The sequence below is a fragment of the Nostoc sp. genome, from assembly GCF_036917775.1.
Taxonomy (GTDB): Bacteria; Cyanobacteriota; Cyanobacteriia; order Cyanobacteriales; family Nostocaceae; genus Nostoc.
The window spans coordinates 1-26,611 of record NZ_JBALEQ010000060.1; the positions used below are offsets into that span (position 1 = coordinate 1).

At 41.0% G+C, this 26,611-nt stretch carries 22 protein-coding genes; 15 read left to right on the forward strand and 7 right to left on the reverse strand.

What is annotated here, in order from left to right:
• The first annotated feature begins 462 nt into the window (after window positions 1–462).
• Entirely contained in the window at window positions 463–726 is a 264-nt protein-coding gene (gene grxC, locus V7K69_RS10125; RefSeq protein ID WP_163934385.1) for a glutaredoxin 3, read from the forward strand.
• Window positions 727–938: 212 nt separating this feature from the next.
• Window positions 939–1,904 carry a glutathione synthase gene (gshB, locus tag V7K69_RS10130; protein WP_335033853.1) on the forward strand — a complete coding sequence of 322 codons (966 nt, stop codon included), beginning with the start codon at window positions 939–941 and terminating at the stop codon, window positions 1,902–1,904.
• A gap of 559 nt (window positions 1,905–2,463) precedes the next feature.
• Here the strand turns inward: gshB and ftsZ are convergent.
• From ftsZ to V7K69_RS10145, 3 genes are all read right to left on the reverse strand, one after another.
• Complete coding sequence (gene ftsZ / locus V7K69_RS10135; protein ID WP_335033855.1) at window positions 2,464–3,786, reverse strand: cell division protein FtsZ; 1,323 nt, start codon at window positions 3,784–3,786, stop codon at window positions 2,464–2,466.
• Between the two features lie 54 nt (window positions 3,787–3,840).
• A complete protein-coding gene (locus V7K69_RS10140; protein WP_335033857.1) occupies window positions 3,841–4,128 on the reverse strand; it encodes a hypothetical protein in 288 nt (95 codons plus the stop codon).
• Between the two features lie 554 nt (window positions 4,129–4,682).
• Complete coding sequence (locus V7K69_RS10145; protein WP_335033859.1) at window positions 4,683–5,537, reverse strand: cell division protein FtsQ/DivIB; 855 nt, start codon at window positions 5,535–5,537, stop codon at window positions 4,683–4,685.
• Between the two features lie 833 nt (window positions 5,538–6,370).
• Here V7K69_RS10145 and V7K69_RS10150 point away from each other — a divergent pair.
• A complete protein-coding gene (locus V7K69_RS10150; RefSeq protein ID WP_335033861.1) occupies window positions 6,371–7,702 on the forward strand; it encodes a P-loop NTPase fold protein in 1,332 nt (443 codons plus the stop codon).
• Between the two features lie 190 nt (window positions 7,703–7,892).
• Entirely contained in the window at window positions 7,893–12,938 is a 5,046-nt protein-coding gene (locus tag V7K69_RS10155) for an nSTAND1 domain-containing NTPase (protein ID WP_335033936.1), read from the forward strand.
• A gap of 100 nt (window positions 12,939–13,038) precedes the next feature.
• Here the strand turns inward: V7K69_RS10155 and V7K69_RS10160 are convergent, their stop codons facing one another.
• Window positions 13,039–13,389 (reverse strand): hypothetical protein, encoded by a 351-nt coding sequence (locus V7K69_RS10160; protein ID WP_335033863.1) that lies wholly within the window; start codon window positions 13,387–13,389, stop codon window positions 13,039–13,041.
• Between the two features lie 820 nt (window positions 13,390–14,209).
• Between V7K69_RS10160 and V7K69_RS10165 the strand changes: the two genes are divergently transcribed.
• From V7K69_RS10165 to V7K69_RS10190, 6 genes are all read left to right on the forward strand, one after another.
• On the forward strand, window positions 14,210–15,043 hold the full coding sequence (locus V7K69_RS10165; RefSeq protein WP_335033865.1) for a photosystem II manganese-stabilizing polypeptide: 834 nt from the start codon (window positions 14,210–14,212) through the stop codon (window positions 15,041–15,043).
• A gap of 813 nt (window positions 15,044–15,856) precedes the next feature.
• A complete protein-coding gene (locus tag V7K69_RS10170; protein ID WP_335033867.1) occupies window positions 15,857–16,633 on the forward strand; it encodes an RNA polymerase sigma factor SigF in 777 nt (258 codons plus the stop codon).
• Window positions 16,634–16,799: 166 nt separating this feature from the next.
• Complete coding sequence (locus tag V7K69_RS10175; protein WP_335033868.1) at window positions 16,800–17,654, forward strand: hypothetical protein; 855 nt, start codon at window positions 16,800–16,802, stop codon at window positions 17,652–17,654.
• Between the two features lie 2 nt (window positions 17,655–17,656).
• Window positions 17,657–17,908: a hypothetical protein gene (locus V7K69_RS10180; RefSeq protein WP_185585303.1), complete on the forward strand. Its 252-nt coding sequence runs from the start codon at window positions 17,657–17,659 to the stop codon at window positions 17,906–17,908.
• 355 nt (window positions 17,909–18,263) lie between these two features.
• On the forward strand, window positions 18,264–18,350 hold the full coding sequence (locus tag V7K69_RS10185; protein ID WP_335033938.1) for a hypothetical protein: 87 nt from the start codon (window positions 18,264–18,266) through the stop codon (window positions 18,348–18,350).
• 76 nt (window positions 18,351–18,426) lie between these two features.
• Entirely contained in the window at window positions 18,427–18,549 is a 123-nt protein-coding gene (locus tag V7K69_RS10190; RefSeq protein ID WP_335033871.1) for a hypothetical protein, read from the forward strand.
• 221 nt (window positions 18,550–18,770) lie between these two features.
• Here V7K69_RS10190 and V7K69_RS10195 read toward each other — a convergent pair whose 3' ends face one another.
• Window positions 18,771–19,451 (reverse strand): tetratricopeptide repeat protein, encoded by a 681-nt coding sequence (locus V7K69_RS10195; RefSeq protein ID WP_114086120.1) that lies wholly within the window; start codon window positions 19,449–19,451, stop codon window positions 18,771–18,773.
• 641 nt (window positions 19,452–20,092) lie between these two features.
• Between V7K69_RS10195 and V7K69_RS10200 the strand changes: the two genes are divergently transcribed.
• Both V7K69_RS10200 and V7K69_RS10205 read left to right on the forward strand, forming a co-directional pair.
• On the forward strand, window positions 20,093–20,419 hold the full coding sequence (locus V7K69_RS10200; RefSeq protein ID WP_100900674.1) for a YbjQ family protein: 327 nt from the start codon (window positions 20,093–20,095) through the stop codon (window positions 20,417–20,419).
• A 336-nt stretch (window positions 20,420–20,755) separates the two neighbouring features.
• Window positions 20,756–21,388 carry a hypothetical protein gene (locus V7K69_RS10205; protein ID WP_335033873.1) on the forward strand — a complete coding sequence of 211 codons (633 nt, stop codon included), beginning with the start codon at window positions 20,756–20,758 and terminating at the stop codon, window positions 21,386–21,388.
• Between the two features lie 213 nt (window positions 21,389–21,601).
• On the opposite strand, the gene V7K69_RS10210 is transcribed toward V7K69_RS10205, so the two are convergent.
• Window positions 21,602–21,862 (reverse strand): hypothetical protein, encoded by a 261-nt coding sequence (locus V7K69_RS10210; protein WP_335033875.1) that lies wholly within the window; start codon window positions 21,860–21,862, stop codon window positions 21,602–21,604.
• Window positions 21,863–21,965: 103 nt separating this feature from the next.
• Window positions 21,966–22,649, reverse strand: a complete 684-nt coding sequence (gene sufR / locus V7K69_RS10215; protein ID WP_335033876.1) for an iron-sulfur cluster biosynthesis transcriptional regulator SufR — start codon at window positions 22,647–22,649, stop codon at window positions 21,966–21,968.
• A gap of 250 nt (window positions 22,650–22,899) precedes the next feature.
• On the opposite strand from sufR, the gene sufB reads away from it, so the two are divergent.
• The 3 genes from sufB to sufD all read left to right on the forward strand — a co-directional run bounded on the left by sufB (window position 22,900) and on the right by sufD (window position 26,611).
• Window positions 22,900–24,339, forward strand: coding sequence for a Fe-S cluster assembly protein SufB (gene sufB, locus V7K69_RS10220; RefSeq protein WP_193945658.1), 1,440 nt, complete (start codon window positions 22,900–22,902; stop codon window positions 24,337–24,339).
• Window positions 24,340–24,446: 107 nt separating this feature from the next.
• Window positions 24,447–25,235, forward strand: coding sequence for a Fe-S cluster assembly ATPase SufC (gene sufC, locus V7K69_RS10225; RefSeq protein ID WP_335033878.1), 789 nt, complete (start codon window positions 24,447–24,449; stop codon window positions 25,233–25,235).
• Window positions 25,235–26,611, forward strand: a complete 1,377-nt coding sequence (gene sufD, locus V7K69_RS10230; RefSeq protein WP_335033880.1) for a Fe-S cluster assembly protein SufD — start codon at window positions 25,235–25,237, stop codon at window positions 26,609–26,611. The genes sufC and sufD overlap by 1 nt, the downstream gene beginning before the upstream one ends.

The window sequence follows — 26,611 nt, forward strand, 5'->3', positions numbered from 1 at the left end:
CGCTCAAACCCCATAAACGGCTCTATTTTCAGCGTGGTTTCTATGCCCTATCCCTTATGCAGCAACCTTTATAGGTAGGTTGTCACCCTCTGAGCAGTTTTCTAGTTCTCAATACTGAGAACTACCAGATACTTCCATAAAAGTAAATACTGTTTTTTAGAAAATCAAGTGTGCATACCCTATATTCTGTAAAAATTGATTAAGTACAATATGGTGTAAATAGGCTAATAATTATAAATCGTTGCAAAGCTTTCATTGTTTCTAGGCTTTTCAACGATTTTTCGTTTTGCATAGTTCTGCACAAAAAGCTGACTAAGTGTAGCGGATCTTGAAGGAACTCAGCGAAACCAATAACTGAATTTAGTTAGCCACTTCTGAAAGTAAAGTCAAAACGGCATAGAACACCTACAGCCAGTTGCAACGTTCTAAAATTAAAAAGTATTAAATCAAGTTGAGGACATTATGGCTGCAAAAGTAGAAATTTACACTTGGAGGACTTGCCCGTTTTGTATTCGTGCCAAAAGTTTGCTGAAGAGTAAGGGTGTTGAATTTACAGAATACAGCATTGACGGAGATGAGACAGCCAGAAATAAAATGGCTCAAAGAGCAAATGGAAGGCGCTCTTTACCACAAATTTTCATCAATGATGACCATATTGGTGGTTGTGATGACATCCACGCTTTAGACAGTCAAGGCAAGCTAGATGAGCTACTAACTTCTGTGTAAGTCTAGAAGATATTGCACTAGCGACAAGCCACTACAAATAACACGGCAGTCGCTACAACTCTGTTTACGAAATTTTTCTCGCAAAAGTATCTGTCCACAAGACTTTACCCTCCAGTTCCTACTCAGCAGTACAGATGTACATCAATTAGTAAGATCATCAAGAGATAATAATTGAACAACCATTTAATTTCTTGGTGATTGAGGTATAAAGGGTGAAACTGGCTTTTATCATTGATCCGATCCATCTGCTTGACCCGTGTCATGATACCAGCATTGCCCTGATCGAAGCAGCGCAAATCCTGGGACACGAAGTTTGGGTAACTCAAGTAAATCTGCTGAGTGTGGTGGAGGGCAAAGCTTGGGCTGTCCTACAGCGAGTTGAACTTGTACCAGTACAGTTGGTGGAGAGACGCTGGATAGCGGCGAATCCTTGGTATAAATTAAGTGATTCCTCCTTAACTTCTTTAGAGACAATGGATGCCGTATTTATGCGGACAGATCCACCTGTCAATGATTCTTACCTCTATGCCACGTACATTTTGGATTATGTTGACCAAAATAAAACTCTGCTGATTAACAGTCCTAGCGGTATTCGAGGGGCAAATGAAAAAATGTATGCCCTCCAGTTTACCAAAGCGATTCCAGAAACGATTGTCAGTGCTGATAAGCAGTTTATTCGGCAATTTGTTGAAGCAAAGGGGGCAGCTGTTCTCAAACCCCTGGGAAACAAAGCCGGGGAAGGAATTTTATTTTTGCAATCGAGCGATCGCAATTTTAACTCCATTGTCGAACTTAGTACCCTCCAAGGTCGAGTGCCAGTAATGGTACAAACCTATCTACCGGAAGCAAAAGAAGGAGATAAACGAATTATTCTGCTCAATGGTGAACCGATTGGTGCGCTCAATCGCCTCTCTAGCGGAAGTGATTTTCGCAATAATATGGCAACTGGTGGTACAGTCGCTCAAACTGAAATTACCCCAAGAGAACATGAAATTTGTACCCAAGTAGCCGAACGCTTACGCCAAGACGGTTTAATTTTTGTAGGTATAGATGTTATTGGTGGCTACTTAACTGAAGTTAATGTCACCAGTCCTACAGGAATTCGTGAAATTGATCGTCTAGATGGTACTCACCTTGGTTATCAGGTTATTCAATGGATTGAACAGTCATTGAATTGAAGGAGGCAGGAAGAATAAATCAGCAGTGGTCAAATCCTCTGCTGATTTGAAGCCGCTGAACTAGAGTTCAGTCAAGGTCTTATCTACTACTGGTGAAGGCAGTTCTAAAGTACAGGCGGTTTTGATTCTGTCTCTTGCCTTCATTGATAAATGTAAATTATTTTTACTTGGTGTCATATTTTCTAAAAAATAGAATTACTTCGGGTGCTTGCGTAGGCAACTCACCCACGCTGCTTTGTTTATACAGAATATAAGTTTAATGGATCGCGGTGGTAGATGTAGCAATGTCATGACGAGCTACATTTAAGCATTCCTAGTTGGCCAGGTGTTCTGATTTATTGGTTCCAAAAGCAAAGCTAGACATGGGAGCTAGTAGAACCCTACCCAAGTTAATTTTATAAGTAGCGTTAACAAATTTCTTTACCAATTAACAAAATTAGGGATGGCAACGGATTGCTTATCCCTGCTTTTGGTAAACCCTGAAACTAACAGATTTTATACAGCACTCAGCCTAACCTGAGACTGCTAATTTAATCTAAAATCTCAAATCCAAAATCTTTTAATTCCGTGGTCTTTGTCGGTTTCTCAAGAAGTCAGGTATATCCAATCCAGGTTTTTCTTTTGGTTCTGGAGTTGGAGTTGGAGTTGGAGTTGGAGTTGAACTTGGAGTTGAGGTTGGGGGATTAACTGTGGGTTGTTGTGTTGTTGGTCGCTTGGAGGTATTAGGTGCTACTCGAACGCTAGCTACGCTTTGTTGTACCGCAGCTTGCACTTCACCTGTAAACCCGGTGGCAATTACAGTAATTCTGACCTCACCTTGGAGTCTGTCATCAATTACAGCCCCAAAAATAATATTGGCGTTGGGATCAACTACTTCATAGATTGCTTCTGCGGCTGCATTCACTTCATGTAAAGTAAGATCAGTACCACCTGTAATATTAAAGACAACCCCTCTAGCACCTTCAATAGAACATTCTAGTAACGGTGAAGAAATAGCCGCGATCGCAGCTTCTCTGGCTCGAGATTTTCCAGAACTAACCCCAATTCCCATCAATGCCGATCCTGCATCTGCCATTACAGCGCGGACATCAGCAAAGTCAACATTTACCAAACCGGGAATTGTGATGATATCAGAAATACCTTGCACCCCTTGACGCAGCACATCATCTGCATAGCGAAAAGCTTCTTGCACAGGTGTTTGTTCGGGGATCACTTCCAGCAATTTGTTGTTAGGAATAATGATCAGTGTATCTACTCTACTTTTTAGTCCTTCAATACCTTGTTCTGCTTGGCTGGTACGACGGCGACCTTCAAAGACGAATGGACGTGTGACTACCCCAACAGTGAGAGCGCCCATTTCTTTGGCTACTTCTGCCACGATTGGGGCTGCACCTGTTCCAGTACCACCGCCCATACCAGCTGTAATAAATACTAGGTCTGCACCCTCTAAAGCTGTAGCAATTTCGTCTCGTGATTCCTCAGCTGCCTTTTGACCAATTGCAGGATTACCACCTGCTCCTAAGCCCCGCGTTAGTTTTTGTCCAATTTGCAATCTACTAGGAGCCCCTGCCAGAGTTAAAGCTTGGGCATCAGTATTAATTGACCAAAACTCTACACCAGAGACATCAGATTCGATCATGCGGTTAACGGCATTACCACCGCCGCCACCGACACCAATCACTTTAATGTTGGCAACCCGACCAGGAACAATCTCCCCAATGCGGCTATTTTCCGTAAAAATTTTCTTATTATCGTGATTTTGTCCGAAGTTCATCCCAGAGTTATTAAAGGGATTGGTCGAGTTAACTGCCAGAGAAAACCCAGGCTGTCCCGGAGATTGGGAATTTTTATAGGTGAGTCCTTGGTTATTATCAAGTGTCATTGGATTTGTGAGAGGGTAGATAAACGACTTTTCCAGGTGCTATTCACTTAAGAGTCAACTATAGTTTGACACTGCCACAATACTATGGCACTGTTCTTTATTTTCACTACTGCCAAGCCTAACAGAATTGGCGGTATGAAAATTTGCTATGAGATCAGCTTTTAATGCAGCCGATCGCACAGCCAATTCTAAAGAAGTATACCTATATTTATCTAAAAGTGACCTGTATAACTTCAACCAGACATTAATCTCTTCATTTTTCTCATCGGAGGACATAACTTCTAAAGACACACTACAGCGCATCTTAGCTGCCTCAATAATATTGTTAATAGGTTTCACCATTGGGGATAATTGCAACTTTAGACACAAAATTTACCTGATACTTACTTATTCTTAAGGTTGAAGTAAGCAAGAATTTACTTGTCAGACTATACCTGATTAATTTGTTGTTTGGGGGGTCTTAATGGACACTTTGTTGGAGCAATAGTCTATCTTACGAGAACCCTCACTAGTGTGGTCAACAAATCAAGATTTTCCTAGAGGTTTTGTAACCTAATTAAGAAATACGGTACGGAATAGTCCAAACTGATTGCCCAAAAGTAGCCTTTACGCAATCTTTGGTAGTACTTTAAGTTACATATTTTCACTTCAGTAAACTGTCTTTGGAAGTATCCTCAACAGACCAAAGTTAGATTGTCAGACATCTTGCACCCTAATGTTAGGGTAACAATTTGAGAGTGTTTTACTCACAAGAAAGATTTTATGATTGATCTTCTCATTTTAATTAGAAGTTAATGCCGATTTTCGTGCGAGTTGCTGGAAAACTGAAAATAAGAAATATATTTATCAGCATAAAGCTTCTTAATTTACTAAGAGCTATCAATACATTAAACACGCTAGATATTTTTAGGGTTTTTGGGAGTTAATTTTTGGTCTTTTTGGTTCATTTGTACTAAGGGGAAATCGGGATTTTTCAGATCAATATACTCTATTTGACCAGAATCGAGTTTTGCTGATAAATGGCGCATTTGGGCGAGTACCTTAATTTGTTCAGGCAATTGAGAACCTGGAACGCCAAGATGCACATTTCCTAGTTCTGTTTTCAAAATTAAATTCGCTGGATTTTGGCAATCAATTTCCACTACTTTCACAGTACTTTGGCTGATAGCTTGATGAATTTGAGTCCAGTTGAGACAGTATTGTTTGGGCGATCCAATTACTCTGAGATTGGGTAATTTCCTAGTGGGATTCAGTGATGTGTATTTTTCTAAAGGTATCCAGGCCCCACTTGCATCTAGTAAGCCGATTGTGACTTTTTTATTATCGGTGCCCTGATTTGCCCCACTTGCTGTTTGAGTCATTGCGACAGGGACTCGTTCTTGGATTTCGATGTTTAATCCGGGAGGAAACAAGCGACGTCTCACGATCGCTTGGGCAATAGTTGGTTGTTTTTTCAAAGAGTTTGCGATCGCTGCTGGTTCAATCCGCCACAAAGATTGGGGGTAAGATAGCACTAATAGGGATTGAGTCGTCTCATCTGACAGTAATTGATTGCCTGATTTCATCACTACTTGTTTGGGAGTTTTTAACACCCATACTGGTTGAATTGCTACCCACAGCAATCCACACGCCAAACCGGTAATGGCAAAGGTTCGCCAAATAGCTTGAATAATTCTCATCTGCCGTCGCCGACGTAATTTTTTACGACGCTGGGCAAGATCCGTGCGGGAAACTGATATTATGCCAGCCATTCAAACCCCTTTCTGGTTACAATCCAAATTCCTTGACGCGCTTGTATCATTATTAATTTCAGTAAACACTGTCGGCATCTGTTAGCCGCTCTCCTCAAGACTTTTTTTATTTTTAGTAACACTTTACAGTAAGTACACAACGAACGTAGTCTCTAGTAATTTGCTTTCGTGACGAAAGCGGGGTAAAGGTTAAGGGGGAAGGGTGAAAGGGTTTAAATCCCTTACCCTTTCCCCTTTTCCCTTTCCCCAGCCCTCACAAGCGCATTTTTGGGTTGGCAGACTTCTAGTCATTCTTCCTATTAAAGTTTCCGGTGTCCATTCTTAACTCACTGTTGTCTTTTTGACAAGGGACATAAAACATCTTTTCTTTAAAGATTACAAAATCTTAAATTAAATATTGCTGATTTTGTTTTATTGACAAATAGAATGTGAAGTGATAGATAAGTTTTTCCTTGTCTCTGTATAGATTGCTATAATTCATACTAGTGATGTCTCATTAACTATACAAACAGGGAATAATATTATCGAGTAGCTTTTTTTACTGATTAACTCTGCCATCAAGGTTTGTATGAGGTTAAAGAAAAGCTATGAGATTGTCAAAACCTCAATAGTAGATGTAAAAAGGACAGATATGTTTAAGGTTATTAGGGTCAATTAAATCTCTATCATACTACTGACAGATACTGACAGTGATTCTGTAATAAGTGCTGTTTTTTGCAAGATACTACCAACTTGCGAATTAATTGTGTGACTACATCAAAGTTAGAGATTATTTGTATAAAAAATACGAGTTAACTGCATCTACACATGCGTCTACATTCACCTATACATACATGAAAACGACATTCAATTTGTCACGTTTTTATAAAGCATGTAATCCAAGCTACACGCTTAATATAAGCAACGTGTTAGATCGCCAGTATTACATAGATTTTGCTGATGTCCGTGGTTGTAAGATTGTCGAAGAATTGCAACGGACTATAGTTCGGATTTCTCCTGATGAGCCAACCTGTCAGTTATTTACGGGTCACATTGGCTGCGGTAAATCAACGGAATTGCAGCGCCTCAAAACAGAACTAGAATTGGCAGGATTTCATGTGGTTTATTTTGAGTCCAGTCAAGACTTAGACATGGCGGATATTGATATCAGCGATATCTTGCTGAGTGTAGCCCGTCAAGTCAGTGCCAGTTTAGAAAGCATTAACATCAAACTCAAAGGTGGTTACTTTAGCAATTTGTTTAAAGAAGTAGGCGATTTTTTACAAAGCCCTATAGAGCTTTCTGGACAAGCAGAATTATCCTTGGGTATTGCCAAAATTACCGCCAAAACTAAAGATAGCACTCAGATGCGGAATCAACTGAGGCAATATTTGGAACCACGTACCAATAGTATTTTGCAAGCGATTAACGAAGAAATTTTAGAAAGGGCTATTGAACAGTTAAAGCTGCGGGGTCAAAAAGGACTGGTAGTGATCGTAGATAATTTGGATCGAGTCGATATGCGTCCCTTAGCATCAGGGCGATCGCAACCAGAATATCTCTTTATCGACCGAGGCGAACAGCTGCGTCGGCTCAAATGCCACCTAGTTTACACAATTCCCCTAACGCTAATTTTCTCCAATGAGTACGAAACATTAAAAAATCGCCTGGGGGGAGGGATTGCGCCAAAAGTCCTGCCGATGGTATTAGTGCGGCAAAGAGATGGCAGTGACTACGAACCAGGGATGTCACTAGTACGCCAGTTAGTCTTAGCAAGAGCTTTTCCTGAAGTTTCTTTGAATGAAAGGCTTTTATTAATTACAGAATTATTCGATCATTCCCAAACCTTGGATCGAATATGTCGCGTTAGCGGTGGCCACATTCGCAACTTATTGGGTTTACTTTATAGCTGCCTGCAACGACAAGATCCACCTTTTTCTAGAGAATGTTTAGAAGCTGTGATTAAAGACTACCGCGACGATCTGCTATTAGCTATTGATGAATCTCAGTGGGAATTATTGTTTGAAGTAGTGCAACAACAGAGAGTCAAAGGTGAGTCTGACTATCAAAGCTTACTACGAAGTATGTATTTGTTCGAATACCGTGACCCTCTAGGGCGCTGGTTTGGCATCAGTCCAGCCCTAGCAGAAACAGAAAAAGTTTTAGCTTGGCAACAACAAAAGTAATCGTGCTAGGTAAGTTAATAGTCATTAGTCCTTTGTCCTTGGCCATTGGACTAATAACTAATGCCCCATGCCCCTCAAGAGTGCTGAGTAATGAGTGCTGAGTGCCCAGTAGGGAATCTCACTTCTTTACTCAGCACTGGGAACTCGGAACTCGGAACTGTTTTGCCCCATGCCCAATGCCCAAGAACAAATGATTACTGACAAGCAGCTACACGTCTCCACAAAAGAAAATCAGCATACATTGCAAAGACTGATTAGAGCGATCGCACTTTCTGAAGGTCAATTTGCCCTAATTTTAGTTCGGTGTAACTATGGGCAATTACGTGAGCAAATGTTAGAAAATATTCGCTCCATCACCAAAGATACTAATATCAGAGAAATCGTCCTCAATTCGTCAACAAATTCCTTACACAATACAATAGTCTCAGAACTATCCTTAAATAATCCTGCTGTCCTCACAGACTCTTTGCCAGCTGCTGTTATGGTTTTTGGTATTGAGTCAGCAATCGACTTAGAAAACTTACTTACAGGCATTAACCAAGCACGAGATATCTATGCTGCAACTTTTCCATTTCCAGTAGTGTTGTGGCTACAAGATGAAGTTGCATCATTGTTGTCCAAATTAGCACCTGATTTTAAAAGTTGGGCTGCAACTACGATTAAATTTGAAATGGCAAAAGCAGATTTAATTGCTTTGATCCATCAAGAAGCAGAATCACTGTTTGCCAAAGTTTTAGAAGCAGGTGCTGAAACATTTTTATCTAATGCCTCCCTAGATTTAGATCCTAAGTCTCAACACCGCCACGAAATAGAATCAGCCCGTAATGATTTGCTGCGCTTATATGGTGTTCAATTAACACCAGGATTAGAAGCTAGTTTAGAATTTGTGTTAGGACGAGATAAATATGCTAACGATCAAATTAATGCTGCCTTAGGCAATTATCAAACAAGCCTAGCATTATGGCAGCAGGAAACGAAGAGGGTAGCTGAGTTGGAGAGTAATTCTTCTTTACCTCTCTCATCTTCTCAACCTCCCTCGCTTTTACTCAAGCAAGCAATAGTACTATTCCAGATGGGGCTGTGTTATCACCGCATGGCAGACTTACAGCACAATAGTAATAGTAGATATTGTGAACATGCCCTCTTGTGGTTTAAACGATGCCTAGATGTATTGGAGGAGGTACAAAGAGAAGACTTAGTTGCTAAATTTATTTTGCCTGCTTGTGAAATGCTGCAACGTTTACAGGCCTGGGACGACTTAAAAAAATTAGCTCAAAAGTCATTACTTCTAAATAAAACCTATGGAACTCCCGCACAAATTGCTCAAAATTATGGTTTTTTGGCAAATGTGGCAATTTCAGAGTCGAATTGGGTACTAGCTCATGAATTAGCGAATGCAGCACTTTCTATTTCCGAAGAAGCAACAGAAATTTCTCTGCGAGATGCTTTGCGAACACGACGACAAGAAAGTTGGTATCTTCTGTTGCTTGCACATACACAGCGACATCTAGGTGAATCAGAAGAAGCGATAAATAACCTGGAATGGGCGAGGGTAGTTTGTGAGCTACAACATCAGCCATCACTATATTTAGAGATTTTAGAGGAACTGCGATCGCTTTACTTTTTTGAGCGTCATAACTATACAGAAGCCTTTAAACTCAAGCAAGAAAAAATTCAGATAGAACATCAGTATGGGTTTCGCGCCTTCATTGGGGCAAGTCAATTACAGCCGCAACGATCTAGAATTAACCCAGCATTGGAAACTCAAAAAATCCCGTTTATTCCTGAAGGAGTTGCCCAAGAAATATCAGCTTCAGGACGACAGCAAGATGTCAATCGTTTGATTGAAAGAATTAGTCGTGCTGACTATAAACTTACAGTAATTTATGGGCCATCAGGCGTAGGTAAAAGTTCAATTCTCAAAGCTGGTTTAGTCCCAGCCCTGACAGGAAAAGTTATCGGAGAACGCATTCCTATACCTATTATTTTGTCTGTTTATACTGATTGGCTGACAGTCTTAATAAGTAGTCTAAATCAGGCTCTGGCATACACAGGAATATCAGTTAATCCTGACTCTACATTCAATGTACTGGTAGAAAAAATTCGTTTAGCAGTCGAGCGAAACTATACAATAATTATCATATTAGATCAGTTTGAAGAATTGTTTTTTATTAGCAATTCTCCTACACAAAGAATAGAATTTTATCAATTTTTTAGTGAGTGTTTAAATATTTCTTATGTAAAAATTATTCTTTCCTTAAGAGAAGATTATTTACATCGTTTATTAGAATTTGAACGCTTAAGCCAAAAAAATAGTATTGGACTATATGATTTAGGTGTAATTAATAAAAATATTCTCGATAAGGACATTCGCTACTATCTAGGAAAATTCTCTAGTCAGGATGCTAAAGCTATAATTCACAGTCTTACTCAACGTTCTCATTATGAACTGAGTGATGAATTAGTTAACCGATTAGTCCAGGATTTGACAGGAGAACTAGATGAAGTACATCCAATTGAATTACAAATAGTTGGCGCTCAACTACAAATAGAAAATATTACTACCCTTGGAGAATACAAGCTTTGTGGTGGCTCGGCAAAATTAGTTGAACGCTGGCTAGGGGAAGTGATCAAAGACTGCGGCCCGGAGAATGAAGACCTAAGTTGGAAATTATTATTTGAGTTAACTGATGAAAAAGGGACGCGACCGTTAAAAAGTAAAGCTGATTTAGCGGTTACATTAGTTAATAACCATTATATAGACACAATATCAACCTTTGACACAGTTGGGGAACTGATTTTAGAAATATTGGTGGGTTCAGGTTTGGTGTTGCGAGTCAGAGAAGAATTAGGCGATCGCTACCAGCTAGTTCACGATTATTTAGTTGAACCAATTCGCCAAAAAAATAATTATGGTATGCTTGCCGAGTTTGAAAAAATCAAACTCGAAAAAATTAGAGCAGAAGTAGCCCAACAACTGAGTCAAAAGCAACTCAATTTGGCGTTGCAACGGCGACTACGAGAAGCACGGTTTGTAGGCGTAATGCTGGCAATCATGGGGGGAACAATAGCAGCATTATGGTGGCAAGCCGACTTGCAAAAAACAGCAGCAATTCACCAAACTTTACGAGCTGAACGCAGTGAAACCAACTTGAGGATTAGTGGAATCACGGCTGCTAGCGAAGCTCTATTTGCATCTAATAAAGAGTTTGATGCTTTATTAGAAAGTTTGCGGGCTTGGAGAGAACTGAAACACGCAGATGGAGTGCAACCAGATACCCGAATGCGGGTGGTAACAGCCCTGCAACAGGCGGTTTATGGGGTAACAGAAGTCAACCGCTTAGAAGGGCACACTGATATTGTCTGGGGAGTAACTTTCAGCCCAGATGGTCAAACCCTAGCATCAGGTAGCCGAGATCAGACTGTGAAAATTTGGCATCCTGATGGTACTTTACTGCAAACCCTCAAAGGTCACACTGATGCCGTTACCAGTGTAAGCTTCAGCCCAGATGGTCAAACCCTAGCGTCCGCTAGCCTCGACAAAACAGTACAAATCTGGAGTAAAAACCCGGTTACAGGTGAATTTGATCCCAAGCCATATAAAACCCTGAAAGGACATAAAGATTGGGTTTATAGCGTTAATTTCAGTCCTGATGGCGAGTTGTTAGCTACTGCCAGTAAGGATACAACCATAAAACTCTGGCGCAAAGACGGTACATTAGTAAAAATCCTGAGAGGACACCGAGGGTGGGTTAACTGGGTAAACTTTAGTCCCGATGGTCAATTAATCGCTTCGTCGAGCGATGACAAGACAGTGAAAATCTGGCGACGGGATGGTAGCTTGGTTACAACATTGCAGGGACATCAGCAGGGTGTGACTGTAGCTGTTTTCAGCCCCGACGGTAAATTTTTAGCGTCAGCCGGTCGAGACAAGACAGTGAAACTTTGGCGACGTGAGAATAACGATACTAAAGAAGGTTTTGACTTTCGTCTTTACAAAAATTTACGGCAGCATAGCAGTACAGTATGGAGTTTGAGCTTTAGTTCTGATGGTAAAAAGTTAGCTTCCGCAGGCGAAGACAATGCCATAAACTTCTGGAGTCTAACTGGTACTTTACTCAAAACCTTCAAAGGACACAGTGATGCTGTTGTTACTATCGCTTTCAGTCCAAATAACAAATTGCTGGCTTCTGGAAGTTTCGACAAAAGCGTGAAACTATGGAGTTTAAATGCCCCAACACCGTCTACTCTTCAAGGGCATCGAGATCGAGTTTTGAGCGTTACTTGGAGCCCCAACGGTCAGATGCTGGCTTCTGGTAGCAGCGATCGCACTGTAAAACTCTGGAAGAAATACACTAGTAATGGCGAGGTCAAAACTCGACTTTACAAAACTTTAGTGGGGCACACAAGTAAAGTTCCTAGTGTCAGTTTTGACCCCAAGGGTAAAATGCTGGCTTCAGGAAGTTATGACAAAACCGTGAAACTTTGGCGGCTTGACGGTACCTTAATCATGACTCTTCACGGACATAGCGATAGTGTGATGAGCGTGAATTTCAGCCCTGATGGTCAGTTTTTGGCATCAGCTAGCAAAGATAAAACCGTGAAGCTTTGGAACCGTCAAGGTAAGTTACTCAAAACCTTAGTGGGGCATCAAGGTTGGGTAAATAGCGTAAATTTTAGCCCTGATAGTCAGATTTTAGCCTCTGCCAGTGATGACCAAACTGTAAAACTGTGGAACCGTGAAGGCAAATTGCTCAAAACCTTTTCGCCCCATGACAGTTGGGTGTTAGGTGTCAGCTTTAGTCCCACTGATGAGTTGCTGGCTTCTGCTAGTTGGGATAACACAGTAAAACTGTGGCGACGGGATGGTACGTTGTTAAAAACCTTATTAAAGGGGTATAGCGATAGCGTCAACGCTGTAACTTTCAGTCCTAATGGTGAATTGCTTGCCGCCGCCAGTTGGGATAGTACAGTAAAACTTTGGAGTCATGAAGGCAAATTAATTAAAAGTCTGAATGGGCATCGTGCGCCAGTGTTAAGTGTCAGTTTTAGCCCAGATGGTCAAACACTAGCATCAGCTAGTGATGACAACACGATAATTCTGTGGAATTTAAATCTTGACGATCTGCTTGTTCGTGGTTGCGACTGGGTGGGTGATTACCTCAAGCACAACCGTAATCTTGAGGAGCGCGATCGCTTTCTTTGTAATGGCATAACCACTAAAAACTCTTTTTAATTATGAATTAAGTTGAAGCCTCAATGAGCAACCGCTCTTGGTTTAGCGGTTGATGAGGCGATCGGGGTTGTGAATTCAGAGCTAGAAAATAATTTTCGAGTTAATCAGCAAAGGAGCGATCGCTCTCTAAAACTTCACGGCTATTTTCTGGGGGAGCCTCTTGTGGCAAATTCGCTAGAAAAGCTTGTAGTCTCATACGCTCGATATAAGGCCAGCCTCCCTCAGACTCAATATCTTTGAGGAGTGAGTAAAGTTGCCGACGGTTAACAGGCAAACTCTCTTGAAAAACCCCATCTCGGATCTCTCTGTGTAACTGTTCTAATTGCCTAAGCATTGCCAAAAGATCAGAAGTCTTACCTTCACAACCCTGCACGGCATCATACACCACAGTTGCGATCGCTTGCAGTTTACAGGACAACTCCCCTGATTCCAGATTTTTGTTATGGTTCATGCCAACTTTTCCGTATAAATGAGGCCAACTCAAATTTACCGGAGATTTTTAATTTTCCCTAGTTTGCCAATACTTACTCTAGACATTAAGCCCAGAAAATGAAGCTACTGTAAGCTTTTAGATGGTTTTTTGCTAGACTCACCGCCTTTGCTCTTCCCTAAGTAAGGGTTGAATATAACTAGATTTGTATCTTTATTAAAAGCAATTGCGATCGCTCCTAAAAGAGCGTAGTAACCTTTAGCATAGCCTCCACATCAGCTAGATGCGATCAGGACGAGACTTTGTTAATTAAGAGTACTTTGATTTTGAGTTAAAAAAAATCGTATGATCTGGCTAATTTACCCATCAAACAATGGGCTGTATGTAGTAGCGTCACATACATGATACAAAAAGACTTGGGCGATGCTGCTTTTGCAATTGGCAAAAGCAAAGTGCAAAGCAGACAACTCTCTTCGCACTCTTTGAGGCAAGCACTTATGCTGCTCTGTGTAGCGCTTACTCATTCCCCCGCCCAACTCTAACAAATGCCACCAACAGTAAAACTGCTGGTTTTTTGCTCCCTAGTTACACACATCCAAAAAGGATACAGTGTGCTACTTCTTCTGGGGTTTACTCCCCAAGCTCAAGAGAACGACACGTTTAACTACGTTTAGCAGAGAAAAGTTTGACTGGCGACTTCCAGCCTATACGCCCTGACATTTGTTTCAATTCTGGTAATCAGAGCAACGCAGTGTCAGTTCGAAGATGGCTTTTCGTCAGAAATCAAAGCTTCGATGCAGTTTTACAACTTAGATATTAATTTTTGAGATTGAGGTTGACCATGAGGTATCGCGCTTTAATTGTTGCATTCTTGGCTTTGTGCCTGGGACTAATAACTGCTTGTAGTGATGCTCCTGCTACTAGTAGTAGAGATGTACTTACTTACGACCAAATTCGCGGCACTGGCTTGGCGAATAAATGCCCCCAACTAGCAGAAACAAGCCGTGGTTCCATTCCCATTGATTCTAGCCAGTCATACACCATCAAAGAACTTTGCTTAGAACCAACTAGCTTTTTCATCAAAGAAGAACCTGCTAATAAACGCCAAGAAGCAGAATTTGTTGCTGGCAAATTGTTGACTAGATACACTTCCACTATTGACCAGGTGCAAGGCAACCTAAAAATCAACTCAGATAATAGCTTAACCTTTGAAGAAACTGATGGTCTTGACTTCCAAGCCATCACCGTACAGCTTCCTGGCGGTGAGCGAGTACCTTTCCTCTTCACCATCAAAAACTTGGTTGCTCAAACCCAACCCAGTTTGAGCAGTATTAACACCTCTACGGACTTTGAAGGCACTTTCAAAGTTCCTTCCTACCGTGGTGCTGCCTTCCTAGATCCCAAAGGTCGTGGTGTCGTCAGTGGCTACGATAATGCCGTAGCTCTCCCCGCCCAAGCCGATGATGAAGAACTTACCCGTACTAACGTCAAGCGTGCTGAAAATCTTAACGGTAAGATTTCTCTGCAAATCGCTAAAGTAGATAGTTCTAGTGGTGAAATTGCTGGTACTTTCGAGAGCGAACAGCCATCTGATACAGACTTAGGTGCTGGCGAACCAAAAGAAGTCAAGATTCGCGGTCTATTTTTTGCACGGGTTGAACCGACTCGTAGCTAAATTCTTTAGAGTTAGATAACTGACCTGGCATTCAGAACTACAATTCTGTAAACATCAGGTTCGATCGCAAAAGTTAACTTCTTTGCCCACATTTTCAGGGCTGTTTCATTCCGATAAAAGCCTTACAGAGACGAAAACAGACAAGAGAAGAATTATTCCTTCCGTTGTCCCCAACTTTTCAAGAGGCTTTGAAAGAATGAAACAGCCCTGCCTTTTTTCAGGGTGGTACATAGGTTTCTGACAAAGAGGGGAAAGTCTAAAGCCTAATATGCTTGGGTTAGTGATATTTTGCCCTGCAATATCTCCCCAGTACAACAAAGAGCAATCTCGCACTTTGTTATGTTTGCTTGCGTAAATATACATACTATTTTTCAAATATTATTAGTTATTTTTAATTATTAGCTGAATTTCGGTTGAATGGACACGTAGTTTTACTGTAAATCAAACTTTTACTATCTAACAAAATTCTGACTATTGTTGTTTTTTTTTTGGAAATTAGCTTCACCATTAATTAATTAAAGTTAAGTAAAATCTCGGTTTGATATCTAGTGATTAATTTTATATTTTATTTCTATGTAGTTCTAAAAATAGCTACAGATTATCCCAAAGATAAATAACAAACTAAATACCAACTTCACCCATTTAAATTTTGCGCGGTTGTCAAGCAATTCTATTGGAATTTTGCTGAAAAAAAGTTATTAATCCCATAGTAATTGCTATTACATATAGCGCGATATTAAATACAATATCGCGCAATCGCAACTATTTAAAAGTGAGTAATTGATTGTTAATTTACTCAATAAGCACGGTGCTATGCCTACCACAGTCACCAATGAACTAAAACATGAAATTTGGCAGTTGTTGCGAGAATATCAGCAATCTCGGTCAGAAAATGTTCGCAATCAACTGGTAAAACTCAATTTTGGACTTGTGAGAAAAGAAGCTCACTACTGGACAAATCAATGTCATGAAACCTACGATGATTTGCTCCAAGTTGGATGTTTGGGTTTAATCAGAGCGATTGAAAAATTTGAACTTTCAAAGGGACATGCTTTTAGTTCCTATGCTCTACCTTATATTCGGGGTGAAATTCAACACTATCTCCGAGATAAAGGTGTCACTGTGCGAATTCCTCGGAAGTGGTTAGCACTCCAACAGCAAGCAATAGGAGTGTCACGTTCTTGGCGTGAAAAGCATAATCGCCAACCAACAGATACCGAATTAGCAACAGCGCTAGAAATTTCTCCAAACGAATGGCAAGAAATTAAGTTAGCGTGGGTAAATCGCGCTCCTTTAAGTCTTGATGTGCCAATCCAAGATGGAGAAGAAGGCTCTACTTGTTTGGGAGAATTGGTTCCAGATCCTAACTATCGCAGCTTTCAATTGGCACAAGAAGACCAACTTCGCTTGCAACAAGCATTGGTTCAACTTGAACAACGCACCCGTGATGTCTTGGAATGCGTGTTTTTACAAGATTTGACCCAAAAACAAGTTGCAGAACATCTGGGGATAAGTGTCGTGACAGTTTCCCGTAGAGTCAAGAAAGGTCTGGATTTGATGAAACAGCTTATGGGTGTAGCAGACGATTAACTGCAAATAAACTAAATCCGCAGTTATGCTGGGTTGTTAGTGTTAAAAATAACCCTTGAAATGTAAAAAATTAGGTTATAAAGGTAACATACTTTGCCTTTGATACAAATTTTAGGCATGTATATTTCCATTTTTTCAATTTTCCAATGGCTTTTGAGAACAGCTCATGGGCAGAAATTCAAAAATTACAATTGCAGCTATTTTAATCTTAGCGATCGCTGGATGTGCTTCTGAAGATACACCACAAGCCGTCAATCCTGCGCCGATTCCTAAAATAGTAGCAAAGTCCCCACCAACGGCTCAATCCTTCAAGAATCCAGTGATACCTGCCAAACAGGTTTCACAAGTTACTCCTGCATCTGTTAACTTGATTCAATCCACTAATCCTACAGAGCGGGCACCGTTAATTCTAGTATCAAAAGATCGGACTGACCCGTTTGCCCAAATTTTTGGACAGACGGTTTCGGGAATGCCTAAAACATCCGGGGCTGGAAAACCTGTTCCTATCTTGCCTAAGCTACCGACTGCATCGCTAGCAGGACGAAAACTTTCAACACCTAACATAGCTTTAAATCAGAAGAAAAATATTGCTTCTGTACCAAAAAAAGTTAATTCTACTTTGACTTCAGTCTTACCTAAGGTTTTGCCTCAAGTTGTCCCCAACCCAACTTTAGTATCTGTATTGCCACCAGCAGCACAACCTGAGTTAGCAAGGGCAGTTATTGTAACTGGTGTAGTTCTAATTAGTAAGGAACCGCAGGCAATTATCAAAGTACCAGATGAGCCGACGAGTCGCTATGTGCAAGCGGGACAGCGATTAGCAAATGGCGTACTGATTAAACGGATTGAAATGAATGGAGGCTCTAACCCGATTGTAATTCTCGAACAATTTGGTATCGAAGTTGCCAAAATGGTAGGAGAAGGGCCTGTCAACTCAACACCATCAGCTACATCTGCTAATGGCAATCCTGTTTCAGTGGCAACGCCCTCCTCAAATCCTCTTAATGTTGGAGCTTCATAGAGATGGAGACTAAGGAAAAAATTGAATTCGCTGGTTGTCCTTTAGCTGTCTATAGAGAGATAGCAGCTCATTTACGTCAAGTTGAAGGGGTAGAAGTGGATTTAATTCCCCAATCATCCCAACAGTTTGATTACAATCAAAGTCAAATTGGTGGTTTGTCTATTTCGTGGACAGCGAATTCTGGTTCACAAAGTCGGCAACAAGTTAAGCAAATTTTGGCTTACTATCAAAATCGCTATATAAATCCTATTTGATTTGTGAAAATTCAAGCCTCAAGTTCCCGACTTCTTAGAGAAGTCGGGAATTTTGTTGTTTATAAATCAATACGGTTCAAAGCGCTACTTGTACAAAATCGTGGGTTTTTGAGACGTGATAAATTGCTGTCTCTAGAAGTGTTTTTGTCTTATCTGAACTGTATTAGTTCATAAATGACCGAGTAGGACTATGGTGTATGACGACTTAATACCAATTATTTATTAAACTGCACAAAGCCAAGCTTGGTGAAACTTGGGAATTTTGCCCCTTGTTTAGGAGCAACCTCAGACACAATCTGTATTAGTACTAAGGTGATGGCTGGAGAATGTTGAGCTAGCAGAACAATGTAATGATTTGGTAAAAATCCTGTCTGGGGGTATGAAACGACAGTTGCAGATTGCGAGAGCCTTATTGCATCAACCGCAAATTTTTTTTGGATGAACCAACGTAGAAATAGACCCCCAAACCAGGCGAAGTCTCTGGGAAATTATTCGGGATTTAAATAAACAAGGAGACGATGCTACTGACGATCCATTATATGGATGAGGTTGAATTTTTGGGCGATGCTTTTTGCTTTACCAAGCCAGGACGCATCGGTATTATGGATAGCGATAGGCTGATTTCTTTGGAAACTTTATAACAGCTCTGTTCTGTTAACGGAAAAGGTTTGTGATGAAGCAATTGGGTGTATCTGAAGTGGGAAATTATAGCGTCCGTAGTTGAGAATATTTGTTTTTCCCAATCTTTGGAAGTAGTAAATATCTACTTAAACTAATAGCCTGATAAAACCGGAATGGTGGTGCGTCCCTCTAATCTAGAAGATATTTTTGTGGAATTAACGGGACGCTAGTTAGATTAACCTCATCCTCCTAACTGCCGCAGCATAGCTTCTACTCTGTCCACTCCTTGTAAGTCATTACGCCGCTTGTACAAGTCGCGGGCTTTTTGAAGCAAGCTATTGGCTTGTTTTGTTTGTCGTCGCTGTTTATACATCGAACCCATCAACTCATAAGTCTGGGCGTTGTTTTTATCCAAATCTATTGCTTGTTGGTATGCCCAAGTAGCAGCATTATAGTCTCCCATACGAGATTGGGTAACAGCTAATCCTAAATAAGCGTTAACATTATTACGGTTTAGCTGTATGGCCCGACGGTAGCCTTCTTTTGCCCCAGCAGTGTCTCCCAAATTGGCTTTGATGTAACCCACAGCGTAATAAAAATCACTATTGTTAGGGTTGATGGCGATCGCACGACGATAAGAAGTTAGTGCTGCCTGGTAATTTCCCTGTTGAGCGTATAGGTAGCCAATACCTGAATGGATTTTAGCATTTTTGGGATCTAGACTAGCTGCTTGCTGATAAACTGCGATCGCACCACCATAATCGCCGCTATCTACTAACCTCCGTCCTTCTTCTAGTAGTTGCTTTAATTGTGGGTTTTTGGCTTGCGCCACTAATACCTGAGCTTGAGCTACTGAAGGTATGGTGAAGGCAAAACATCCTAGTAACACCACACTAAACACGAATGATGTTGGCTTGTACACAGTAAATTTCCTGAAATTTTAGAGGACTTTTTTCTTGTACATTAAAACAAAAATATGGATTTTTGAAAACTGTATTTATTCGTATGATTTTAGATGTTAATAGTTCATTCACTGTTCCTTTACATTCAGCACTCTATAAGGGAGTTTTGACTGAAGGATGAGTAGAAGCTATCAAGGATCAAATGAAGTTATCCTATATAAAACAGTACAACAACAAAACGACACCTTTTTTAATCAGTATTTATACGCATTTTCAAAAAAATATCAATAGGCACTTAACTTAATCCTATATCTTGATAGGTCAAGCTTTCAGAGTTTGGTATTCATTGATGTTTATTATTTAATTTAATAATTTGCTGACTATATATAAGTTTTAGCTTTTTATACTCCCTTTTTAGAATTTATCATCCCGCCATTAACATCCTTTTATGGTCATTACACGGTAAGATAAATTTAATCAGTCAAATGTTACTTTAAGTGCTAGTTTTTGGTGAGGACAATACTAAAGCTGAAAGCACAATTTAAAGTTGTACAAGAGGATGTTTATTTAAGCTATTATTTTGTAATTAAAGTTACAAATTCTCACACATTTGGACAAACATCTGAATAATCAATATGTATATTATCTAGGAGGTTAATTTATGATTATAACTACTACTGATGTAATTCAAGGAGCCGTGATTGAGTCATATTTAGGTATTGTGACAGCCGAAGTAGTGTACGGCAGTAATTTCTTACGGGATTTTTTGGCTGGGATTCGTGATATTATCGGTGGACGCACTGGTAGCTATGAGCGTCTATTTGAGCAGGGTCAACGCAAGGCATTAGAAGAATTAGAACAACGCGCACAACGTTTAGGAGCAAATGCTGTAATTGGGATTGAAATTGATACTGGCACAATCAATCTTGACCAGTCAGGAGTTCTTTTGCTGATTACTGCCACAGGCACTGCTGTGAGGATGCGTTAGTTTTTGATGATTTTTACTTTTGACATTCATTACAAAGCTTTAGTTAGATTAAGTCTAATGGCATACATCTTTAAAGCTGGTTTCTGATAGCTAGTTAATAGTTATATTTTAAGTTAAGAGTTTTTAAATGGAAATTGTAGGAAAAATACATAAATAAACAAACACTAAACTATATTAAAAATTGTTAAATAGAGTTTTTTTATAGCTAAAGATATACCTATTAAATCTTTCTATCGATAGAGATTAAAACAGAACATTTAGTTATTTAATTTGAAGCATAAAGATGAATATACCTGAGCAGGAACTTTGCTGAAACAGCACTGGAGAACATAAGCGATGTCATACGTAAATCGGACAGGCAATGACGTTATATCTACTGATACTGTGGTAGCAGGTCGAGTAGCTGAATATCACGACCGTGTTCGCTGGGGGCCAATTATTGCTGGTTTGTTGGTTTCTTTAGCTACACAATTAATTTTGAGTTCTATCATTGCTGCGGTTGCGGCAGGCACAGTTGCAGGTTCAGGTGCACCTAGAACAATTGCCCCTAACGCTGCGGGTAATGCGGGGCTTTGGTCAACTATCGCTTTACTAATTTCCCTATTTACTGGTGGTTGGGTTACAGCCCGTGCTTGTGGGCCGATGAACCGCAATACAGCTCTTCTTAACGGCGCAATTCTTTGGGCAACGACTTTGGCAGTTAGCTCATGGCTTTTAGCAAGTGGAGTATCTGGTGCTTTTGGTGTTGCTGCTTCTAACGCAGGAGAAGTTATAAACCAGGTACAACAGCAAGGTGGTGTTAATGTACCACAAGCAAACATAAGTGCCCAACAAGCTCGTGATACGGCAGCTAATATACGTTCGGGATTGTGGTGGTTTGTCTTTGGTTCTTTATTAGGTTTAATAGCCTCAATGATTGGAGCCGTAACTGGCGCTCGTAGTCCTCGTACTAACAATTACAATGCTTAAATAATTGTTTGAAAAATCAAATGTTATTTATTTATAAATAAAAGCACCTTTTTAAAGGTGCTTTTTGTTTGTTAAGCCTAAAACTCAACTTATACGTAGGTTGGGTTGAGGAACGAAACCCAACACTTCCTTGACTTTGTTGGGTTTTACTTCGTTCTACCCAACCTACAATTTTCTTAACTGAACATGAAATGCAAACTTTACTACCATAGTTCACCATTTCAGATATGAAGCTTCAATTCCTTGCTCACGTCGAATTTTGCCATCGGTTTCAAACCAGGCTATTACTTGCTGTGCTGTCAAATCTTCAATAGCAACACCGTACTCTTGGGCAATATGCTTCAAAAGCTTCAGTGATGAAATAGTCAATCTTGTTAAAAATTTTTCTGGAGAAGACAATAACGCTGCGTCTACTTTTGCTGACTCTTCCAGGGTTAAAAATTGTGCTGATGGTTGCTGTGGTGGTACATCCATAAATGCTATCTCAAACTTAGTTGATTATTGATAATAGGTAGTTGCTATTTAGCTATTATCCATTACCACGGCTAGATGTAAACCGAGTTTTTCTATGATAATTTTACTGGCGAATTTGTACTAAATAGCCACAACGGTGTTCGCCATCAATAATCCAGTGGGTGCGTTCTACGGTACAATCTGGTAAGACGGCTGCAAACATTTCTAATTCGTGACCACAGATGCTGGGGAAAGATTCGGCAACGTTAGAAATAGCGCAGTTATGCTCCATTAAGATAAAGCGATCGCTCTCAAAGGAGTCATTTACATCAACAGCGTGATACTCTGCCATGAAGCCTTCCGCTTTTCTTAACTCTACTAAGTTAGCTACACGTTCTCGCAGTGAACCGTTACCGACGCGATCGCGGTATTCTTTGGCTTTGCGCTGCCACTGTTTCTCTAAAATCGATTTAAATTGATCGTGTCCTACTGTTTCGGCTAAGGTGTCTAGCAACGAAACTGCAAAATTGCCGTGTCCATCACCAAAGCGATCGCTCATTGTTCGATGCAAGCGATCGCGTCCTTGAGGACTCAATTCATAAAGGTGCTGCGGCCGCCCCATCCCCGCCGCCTGCACTGATGTAGAATACAAAACTAGCTCCTCCGTCTCCAAATCTTTGAGATGGCGACGGATAGCTTGGGGCGTAACGTCTAAAACTTCAGCTAGCTCCAAAGCCGTTGCTTTTTCGTGTTTGTGCAGATACTCAAGGATATCTTGCTTGGTTGAGGACTGGTGGGTAGTCGCCATCTTCATTTGGTGCGAGACGTTCAGCGAACATCACAAAAATTTTTTGGAAAATTTGACTTTGACAACATTGTTGTTGTTAATCTAGCGTAAAATGAAGATAGGTTAAACAACAATGAAGTTGTTTTAGTCTCCACCACTATTCTAACAGCCGTATAACCATTCCGTAACGGTAGATGGGAATCGGCTAAAGAAAACCCGTCTCCCATCCTTATAGAGAGATTCAAGTTCCGAACACGAGAGATTATTACTGATGAGTGCCACTGTCAAAACCTTAGTCAACCAACCCTACAAGTACGGCTTTGTCACAGACATTGAGTCCGACACCATACCGCGTGGACTAGACGAGGACGTTATCCGCTTGATCTCTTCTAAGAAGAATGAGCCACAGTTCATGCTGGACTTTCGCCTCAGAGCTTATCGCCAGTGGCAAAAAATGACGGAACCAACTTGGCCGAATGTCAAGTATCCGCCAATCAATTATCAGGATATCATTTACTACTCAGCGCCGAAACGTAAGAAAGAAAAACTAAACAGCTTGGATGAAGTTGATCCAACCCTTTTAGAAACCTTCGAGAAGTTAGGCATTTCTCTATCTGAACAGAAGCGGCTGGCAAATGTCGCCGTTGATGCAATTTTCGATAGCGTTTCTGTCGCTACTACATTTAAAGAAAAGCTAGCGGAAGATGGCGTTATTTTCTGTTCGTTTTCGGAAGCGTTGCAAGAACACCCAGAATTAATCAAAAAATATTTGGGTAGTGTTGTTCCCATCGCTGACAATTATTTTGCCGCCTTGAACGCCGCCGTATTTAGCGATGGTTCTTTTGTCTATATTCCTAAAGGCGTAAAATGCCCAATGGAACTATCTACCTACTTCCGCATCAACTCTGGTGACACGGGACAATTTGAACGGACTTTGATTGTCGCCGAAGAAGGTAGTTATGTTTCTTACCTCGAAGGTTGCACCGCACCGATGTATGACAGCAACCAATTGCACGCCGCCGTTGTGGAACTTGTCGCCCTCGACAATGCAGAAATTAAATACTCCACTGTGCAAAACTGGTACGCTGGCGATGCCAACGGTAAAGGCGGTATTTATAACTTTGTCACTAAGCGCGGTTTGTGTCAGGGTGTAAATTCTAAGATTTCCTGGACTCAAGTAGAAACAGGTTCGGCAATTACTTGGAAATATCCTAGCTGTGTGTTGGTGGGTGATAACTCTGTGGGTGAGTTTTACTCGGTGGCGCTGACAAATCATCAGCAGCAAGCTGATACGGGTAGTAAGATGATTCATGTTGGGAAGAATACCCGCAGTACAATTATTTCTAAAGGAATCTCCGCAGGTAATTCTAGTAATAGTTACCGGGGTTTGGTGAAAGTTAATCCGACGGCGAAAGGGGCGAGAAATTATTCTCAGTGTGACTCAATGCTGATTGGGGATAATGCCCATGCCAATACTTTCCCTTATATTCAAGTGCAAAATAACGGTGCGAAGGTGGAGCATGAAGCTTCTACTTCTAAGATTGGGGAAGATCAGTTATTTTACTTTGCTCAACGGGGTATTTCTTCGGAAGATGCTATTTCGATGATGATTAGCGGCTTTTGTAAGGATGTTTTCAATCAGCTACCGATGGAGTTTGCTGTGGAAGCTGATAAGTTGTTGAGTTTGAAGTTGGAAGGCAGTGTTGGATAAATGGAAGGAAGGATAAACACAGGGGCATCGGCGTTCTGTGTTTATCTTTTGGAAGAGTAACGAACCGCCAAGACGCCAAGAGCGCAGAGAAAGAGAAGGGAGAGAAGATGATTATTGAAAATAGTGAAGTTGTGCTGTCAGTACGGAATCTGACGGCTAATGTTGATGGAACACCGATTCTGAAGGGTGTGAATCTGGATGTGCGATCGGGTGAAATTCATGCGATCATGGGGCCGAATGGTTCTGGTAAAAGTACTTTTTCTAAGGTGTTGGCTGGGCATCCGGCGTATGAGGTGACTGGCGGTGAGGTGATTTTCCAGGGACAGAATTTACTGGAGTTGGAACCGGAGGAACGCGCTAGAAGTGGTGTGTTTTTGGCGTTTCAGTATCCGTTAGAAATTCCGGGTGTGAGCAATTTAGATTTTTTGCGGGTGGCGTATAATTCCCGGCGGAAGGCGCAAGGTTTAGAGGAAATAGACGCTTTTGATTTTGACGATTTGATTGAGGAAAAGCTGGATGTGGTGAAGATGAATGCCAGTTTCCTCAGTCGGAGTTTGAATGAAGGATTTTCTGGTGGTGAGAAGAAGCGGAATGAAATTCTGCAAATGGCGCTGCTGGAACCAAAGTTAGGAATTTTGGATGAAACTGATTCGGGTTTGGATATTGACGCGCTCAGAATTGTGGCGAATGGGGTAAATCAACTGGCAAGTCCAGACAATTCGACAATTTTGATTACTCACTATCAGCGATTACTTGATTATATTGTGCCTGATTTTGTCCATGTGATGGCGCAGGGGCGAATTATTACCAGTGGTGGTAAGGAATTAGCGCTGGAATTAGAGTCTCGCGGTTATGACTGGGTGCTGGAAGAATTTGCAGCCGAGGTGGGTGTGTAATGAGTATTCAAGTATCTCCTAGTCCAATACCTAACTCGAATTTAGTCAGTTTGACATCTCCTTTGTTAGATAAAGATACCTATCTAACTGAATTGTTAAATCAGGTAACTGCACCCAAAACAGAGGGATGGTTGCAGGAATTACGCCAAAGTGCTGCTAATTGGGTACGCCACTCGACTATTCCCACCACCCGCGAGGAAGAATGGCGGTTTACTGATTTGTCGTCTCTACGAAAGCTTCAATTTAATGTAGAGACGTTGCGTGCAACGTCTCTACAATTTGATATTTTGCCAGAAGCAGCTAATAGTCGTTTGGTATTTGTTAACGGCGTTTTTGCACCAGATTTATCCGCAGTTTTAGATTTGCCATCTGGAATTGTGGTAAGTAATTTGGCTGGTTTGTCTGCGGTTGAGCAGGAAGGTGTACAGCAGTATTTAGCTCAAGCTGAGGGAGCGCAAGAAGTTTTTACTGCTCTCAATACGGCTGGGATAACTGATGCAGCTGTGGTGTGGGTAAAGAAGAATGTGGTAGTTGAAACGCCAATTCATTTGGTGTTTATTTCGGTTGCGGGGGAGACGGCGACGATTTCGCAGCCGCGTTGTTTGGTGGTGGCGGAAAGTGGTTCGCAGGTGACGTTGGTTGAGGAGTATACGAACCGCAGAGGCGCAGAGAGCGCGGAGGAGGAGAGAGTATATTTAACTAACGCGGTTACGGAAGTTTGGGTTGGTGACAATGCTGAGGTGAGTCACACTAGGGTTGAATGGGAAGGTGCAGAGGCTTTTCATATTGGGAAAACTGCGATCGCACAAGCTCGTGATAGTCGATATACAAGTCACGCCATAACTTTAGGTGCAAAGTTGTCACGGCACAATTTGGAAATTTTGCAAACTGGTGAGCAGACACAGACTACTCTCAATGGTTTGACGATAATTTCTGGTAAGCAATTGTCTGATACTCACAGTGCGATCGCACTCAACTATCCCCACGGTACAAGTGACCAATTGCATAAATGTATTGTAGGCGATCGCGCTCATGCGGTATTCAATGGTAAAGTTTTTGTACCCAAACCAGCGCAGTTGACAAATGCAGCCCAGTTGAATCGCAATTTGCTGCTATCGTCTAAAGCCAGAGTTGATACCAAACCCCAATTGGAAATCACTGCGGATAATGTAAAATGCGCCCACGGTGCTACCGTTAGCCAATTGGAAGATGATGAAATATTCTATCTGCAAAGTCGGGGAATTGATGAAAACGATGCTCGGAAGTTGTTAATTAACGCCTTCGCTGCTGAAGTTATCAACAAAATACCAGTTCCTTCTCTGCGAGAAATCCTTTTAAACACAGTGAATAATCTCAAGTCCCTGACTAATGAGTAA

What these genes read in the sequence shown, in the direction of transcription:
- V7K69_RS10210 (WP_335033875.1), bottom strand. Translation starts at nt 21,862, where the DNA reads ATGGATGTACCACCACAGCAACCATCAGCACAATTTTTAACCCTGGAA.
- grxC (WP_163934385.1), top strand. Translation starts at nt 463, where the DNA reads ATGGCTGCAAAAGTAGAAATTTACACTTGGAGGACTTGCCCGTTTTGT.
- V7K69_RS10170 (WP_335033867.1), top strand. Translation starts at nt 15,857, where the DNA reads ATGCCTACCACAGTCACCAATGAACTAAAACATGAAATTTGGCAGTTG.
- V7K69_RS10175 (WP_335033868.1), top strand. Translation starts at nt 16,800, where the DNA reads ATGGGCAGAAATTCAAAAATTACAATTGCAGCTATTTTAATCTTAGCG.
- sufB (WP_193945658.1), top strand. Translation starts at nt 22,900, where the DNA reads ATGAGTGCCACTGTCAAAACCTTAGTCAACCAACCCTACAAGTACGGC.
- V7K69_RS10205 (WP_335033873.1), top strand. Translation starts at nt 20,756, where the DNA reads ATGTCATACGTAAATCGGACAGGCAATGACGTTATATCTACTGATACT.
- V7K69_RS10140 (WP_335033857.1), bottom strand. Translation starts at nt 4,128, where the DNA reads ATGGTGAAACCTATTAACAATATTATTGAGGCAGCTAAGATGCGCTGT.
- V7K69_RS10160 (WP_335033863.1), bottom strand. Translation starts at nt 13,389, where the DNA reads ATGAACCATAACAAAAATCTGGAATCAGGGGAGTTGTCCTGTAAACTG.
- V7K69_RS10145 (WP_335033859.1), bottom strand. Translation starts at nt 5,537, where the DNA reads ATGGCTGGCATAATATCAGTTTCCCGCACGGATCTTGCCCAGCGTCGT.
- V7K69_RS10165 (WP_335033865.1), top strand. Translation starts at nt 14,210, where the DNA reads ATGAGGTATCGCGCTTTAATTGTTGCATTCTTGGCTTTGTGCCTGGGA.
- sufD (WP_335033880.1), top strand. Translation starts at nt 25,235, where the DNA reads ATGAGTATTCAAGTATCTCCTAGTCCAATACCTAACTCGAATTTAGTC.
- sufC (WP_335033878.1), top strand. Translation starts at nt 24,447, where the DNA reads ATGATTATTGAAAATAGTGAAGTTGTGCTGTCAGTACGGAATCTGACG.
- sufR (WP_335033876.1), bottom strand. Translation starts at nt 22,649, where the DNA reads ATGGCGACTACCCACCAGTCCTCAACCAAGCAAGATATCCTTGAGTAT.
- ftsZ (WP_335033855.1), bottom strand. Translation starts at nt 3,786, where the DNA reads ATGACACTTGATAATAACCAAGGACTCACCTATAAAAATTCCCAATCT.
- V7K69_RS10150 (WP_335033861.1), top strand. Translation starts at nt 6,371, where the DNA reads ATGAAAACGACATTCAATTTGTCACGTTTTTATAAAGCATGTAATCCA.
- V7K69_RS10190 (WP_335033871.1), top strand. Translation starts at nt 18,427, where the DNA reads ATGCTACTGACGATCCATTATATGGATGAGGTTGAATTTTTGGGCGAT.
- V7K69_RS10180 (WP_185585303.1), top strand. Translation starts at nt 17,657, where the DNA reads ATGGAGACTAAGGAAAAAATTGAATTCGCTGGTTGTCCTTTAGCTGTC.
- V7K69_RS10200 (WP_100900674.1), top strand. Translation starts at nt 20,093, where the DNA reads ATGATTATAACTACTACTGATGTAATTCAAGGAGCCGTGATTGAGTCA.
- V7K69_RS10155 (WP_335033936.1), top strand. Translation starts at nt 7,893, where the DNA reads ATGATTACTGACAAGCAGCTACACGTCTCCACAAAAGAAAATCAGCAT.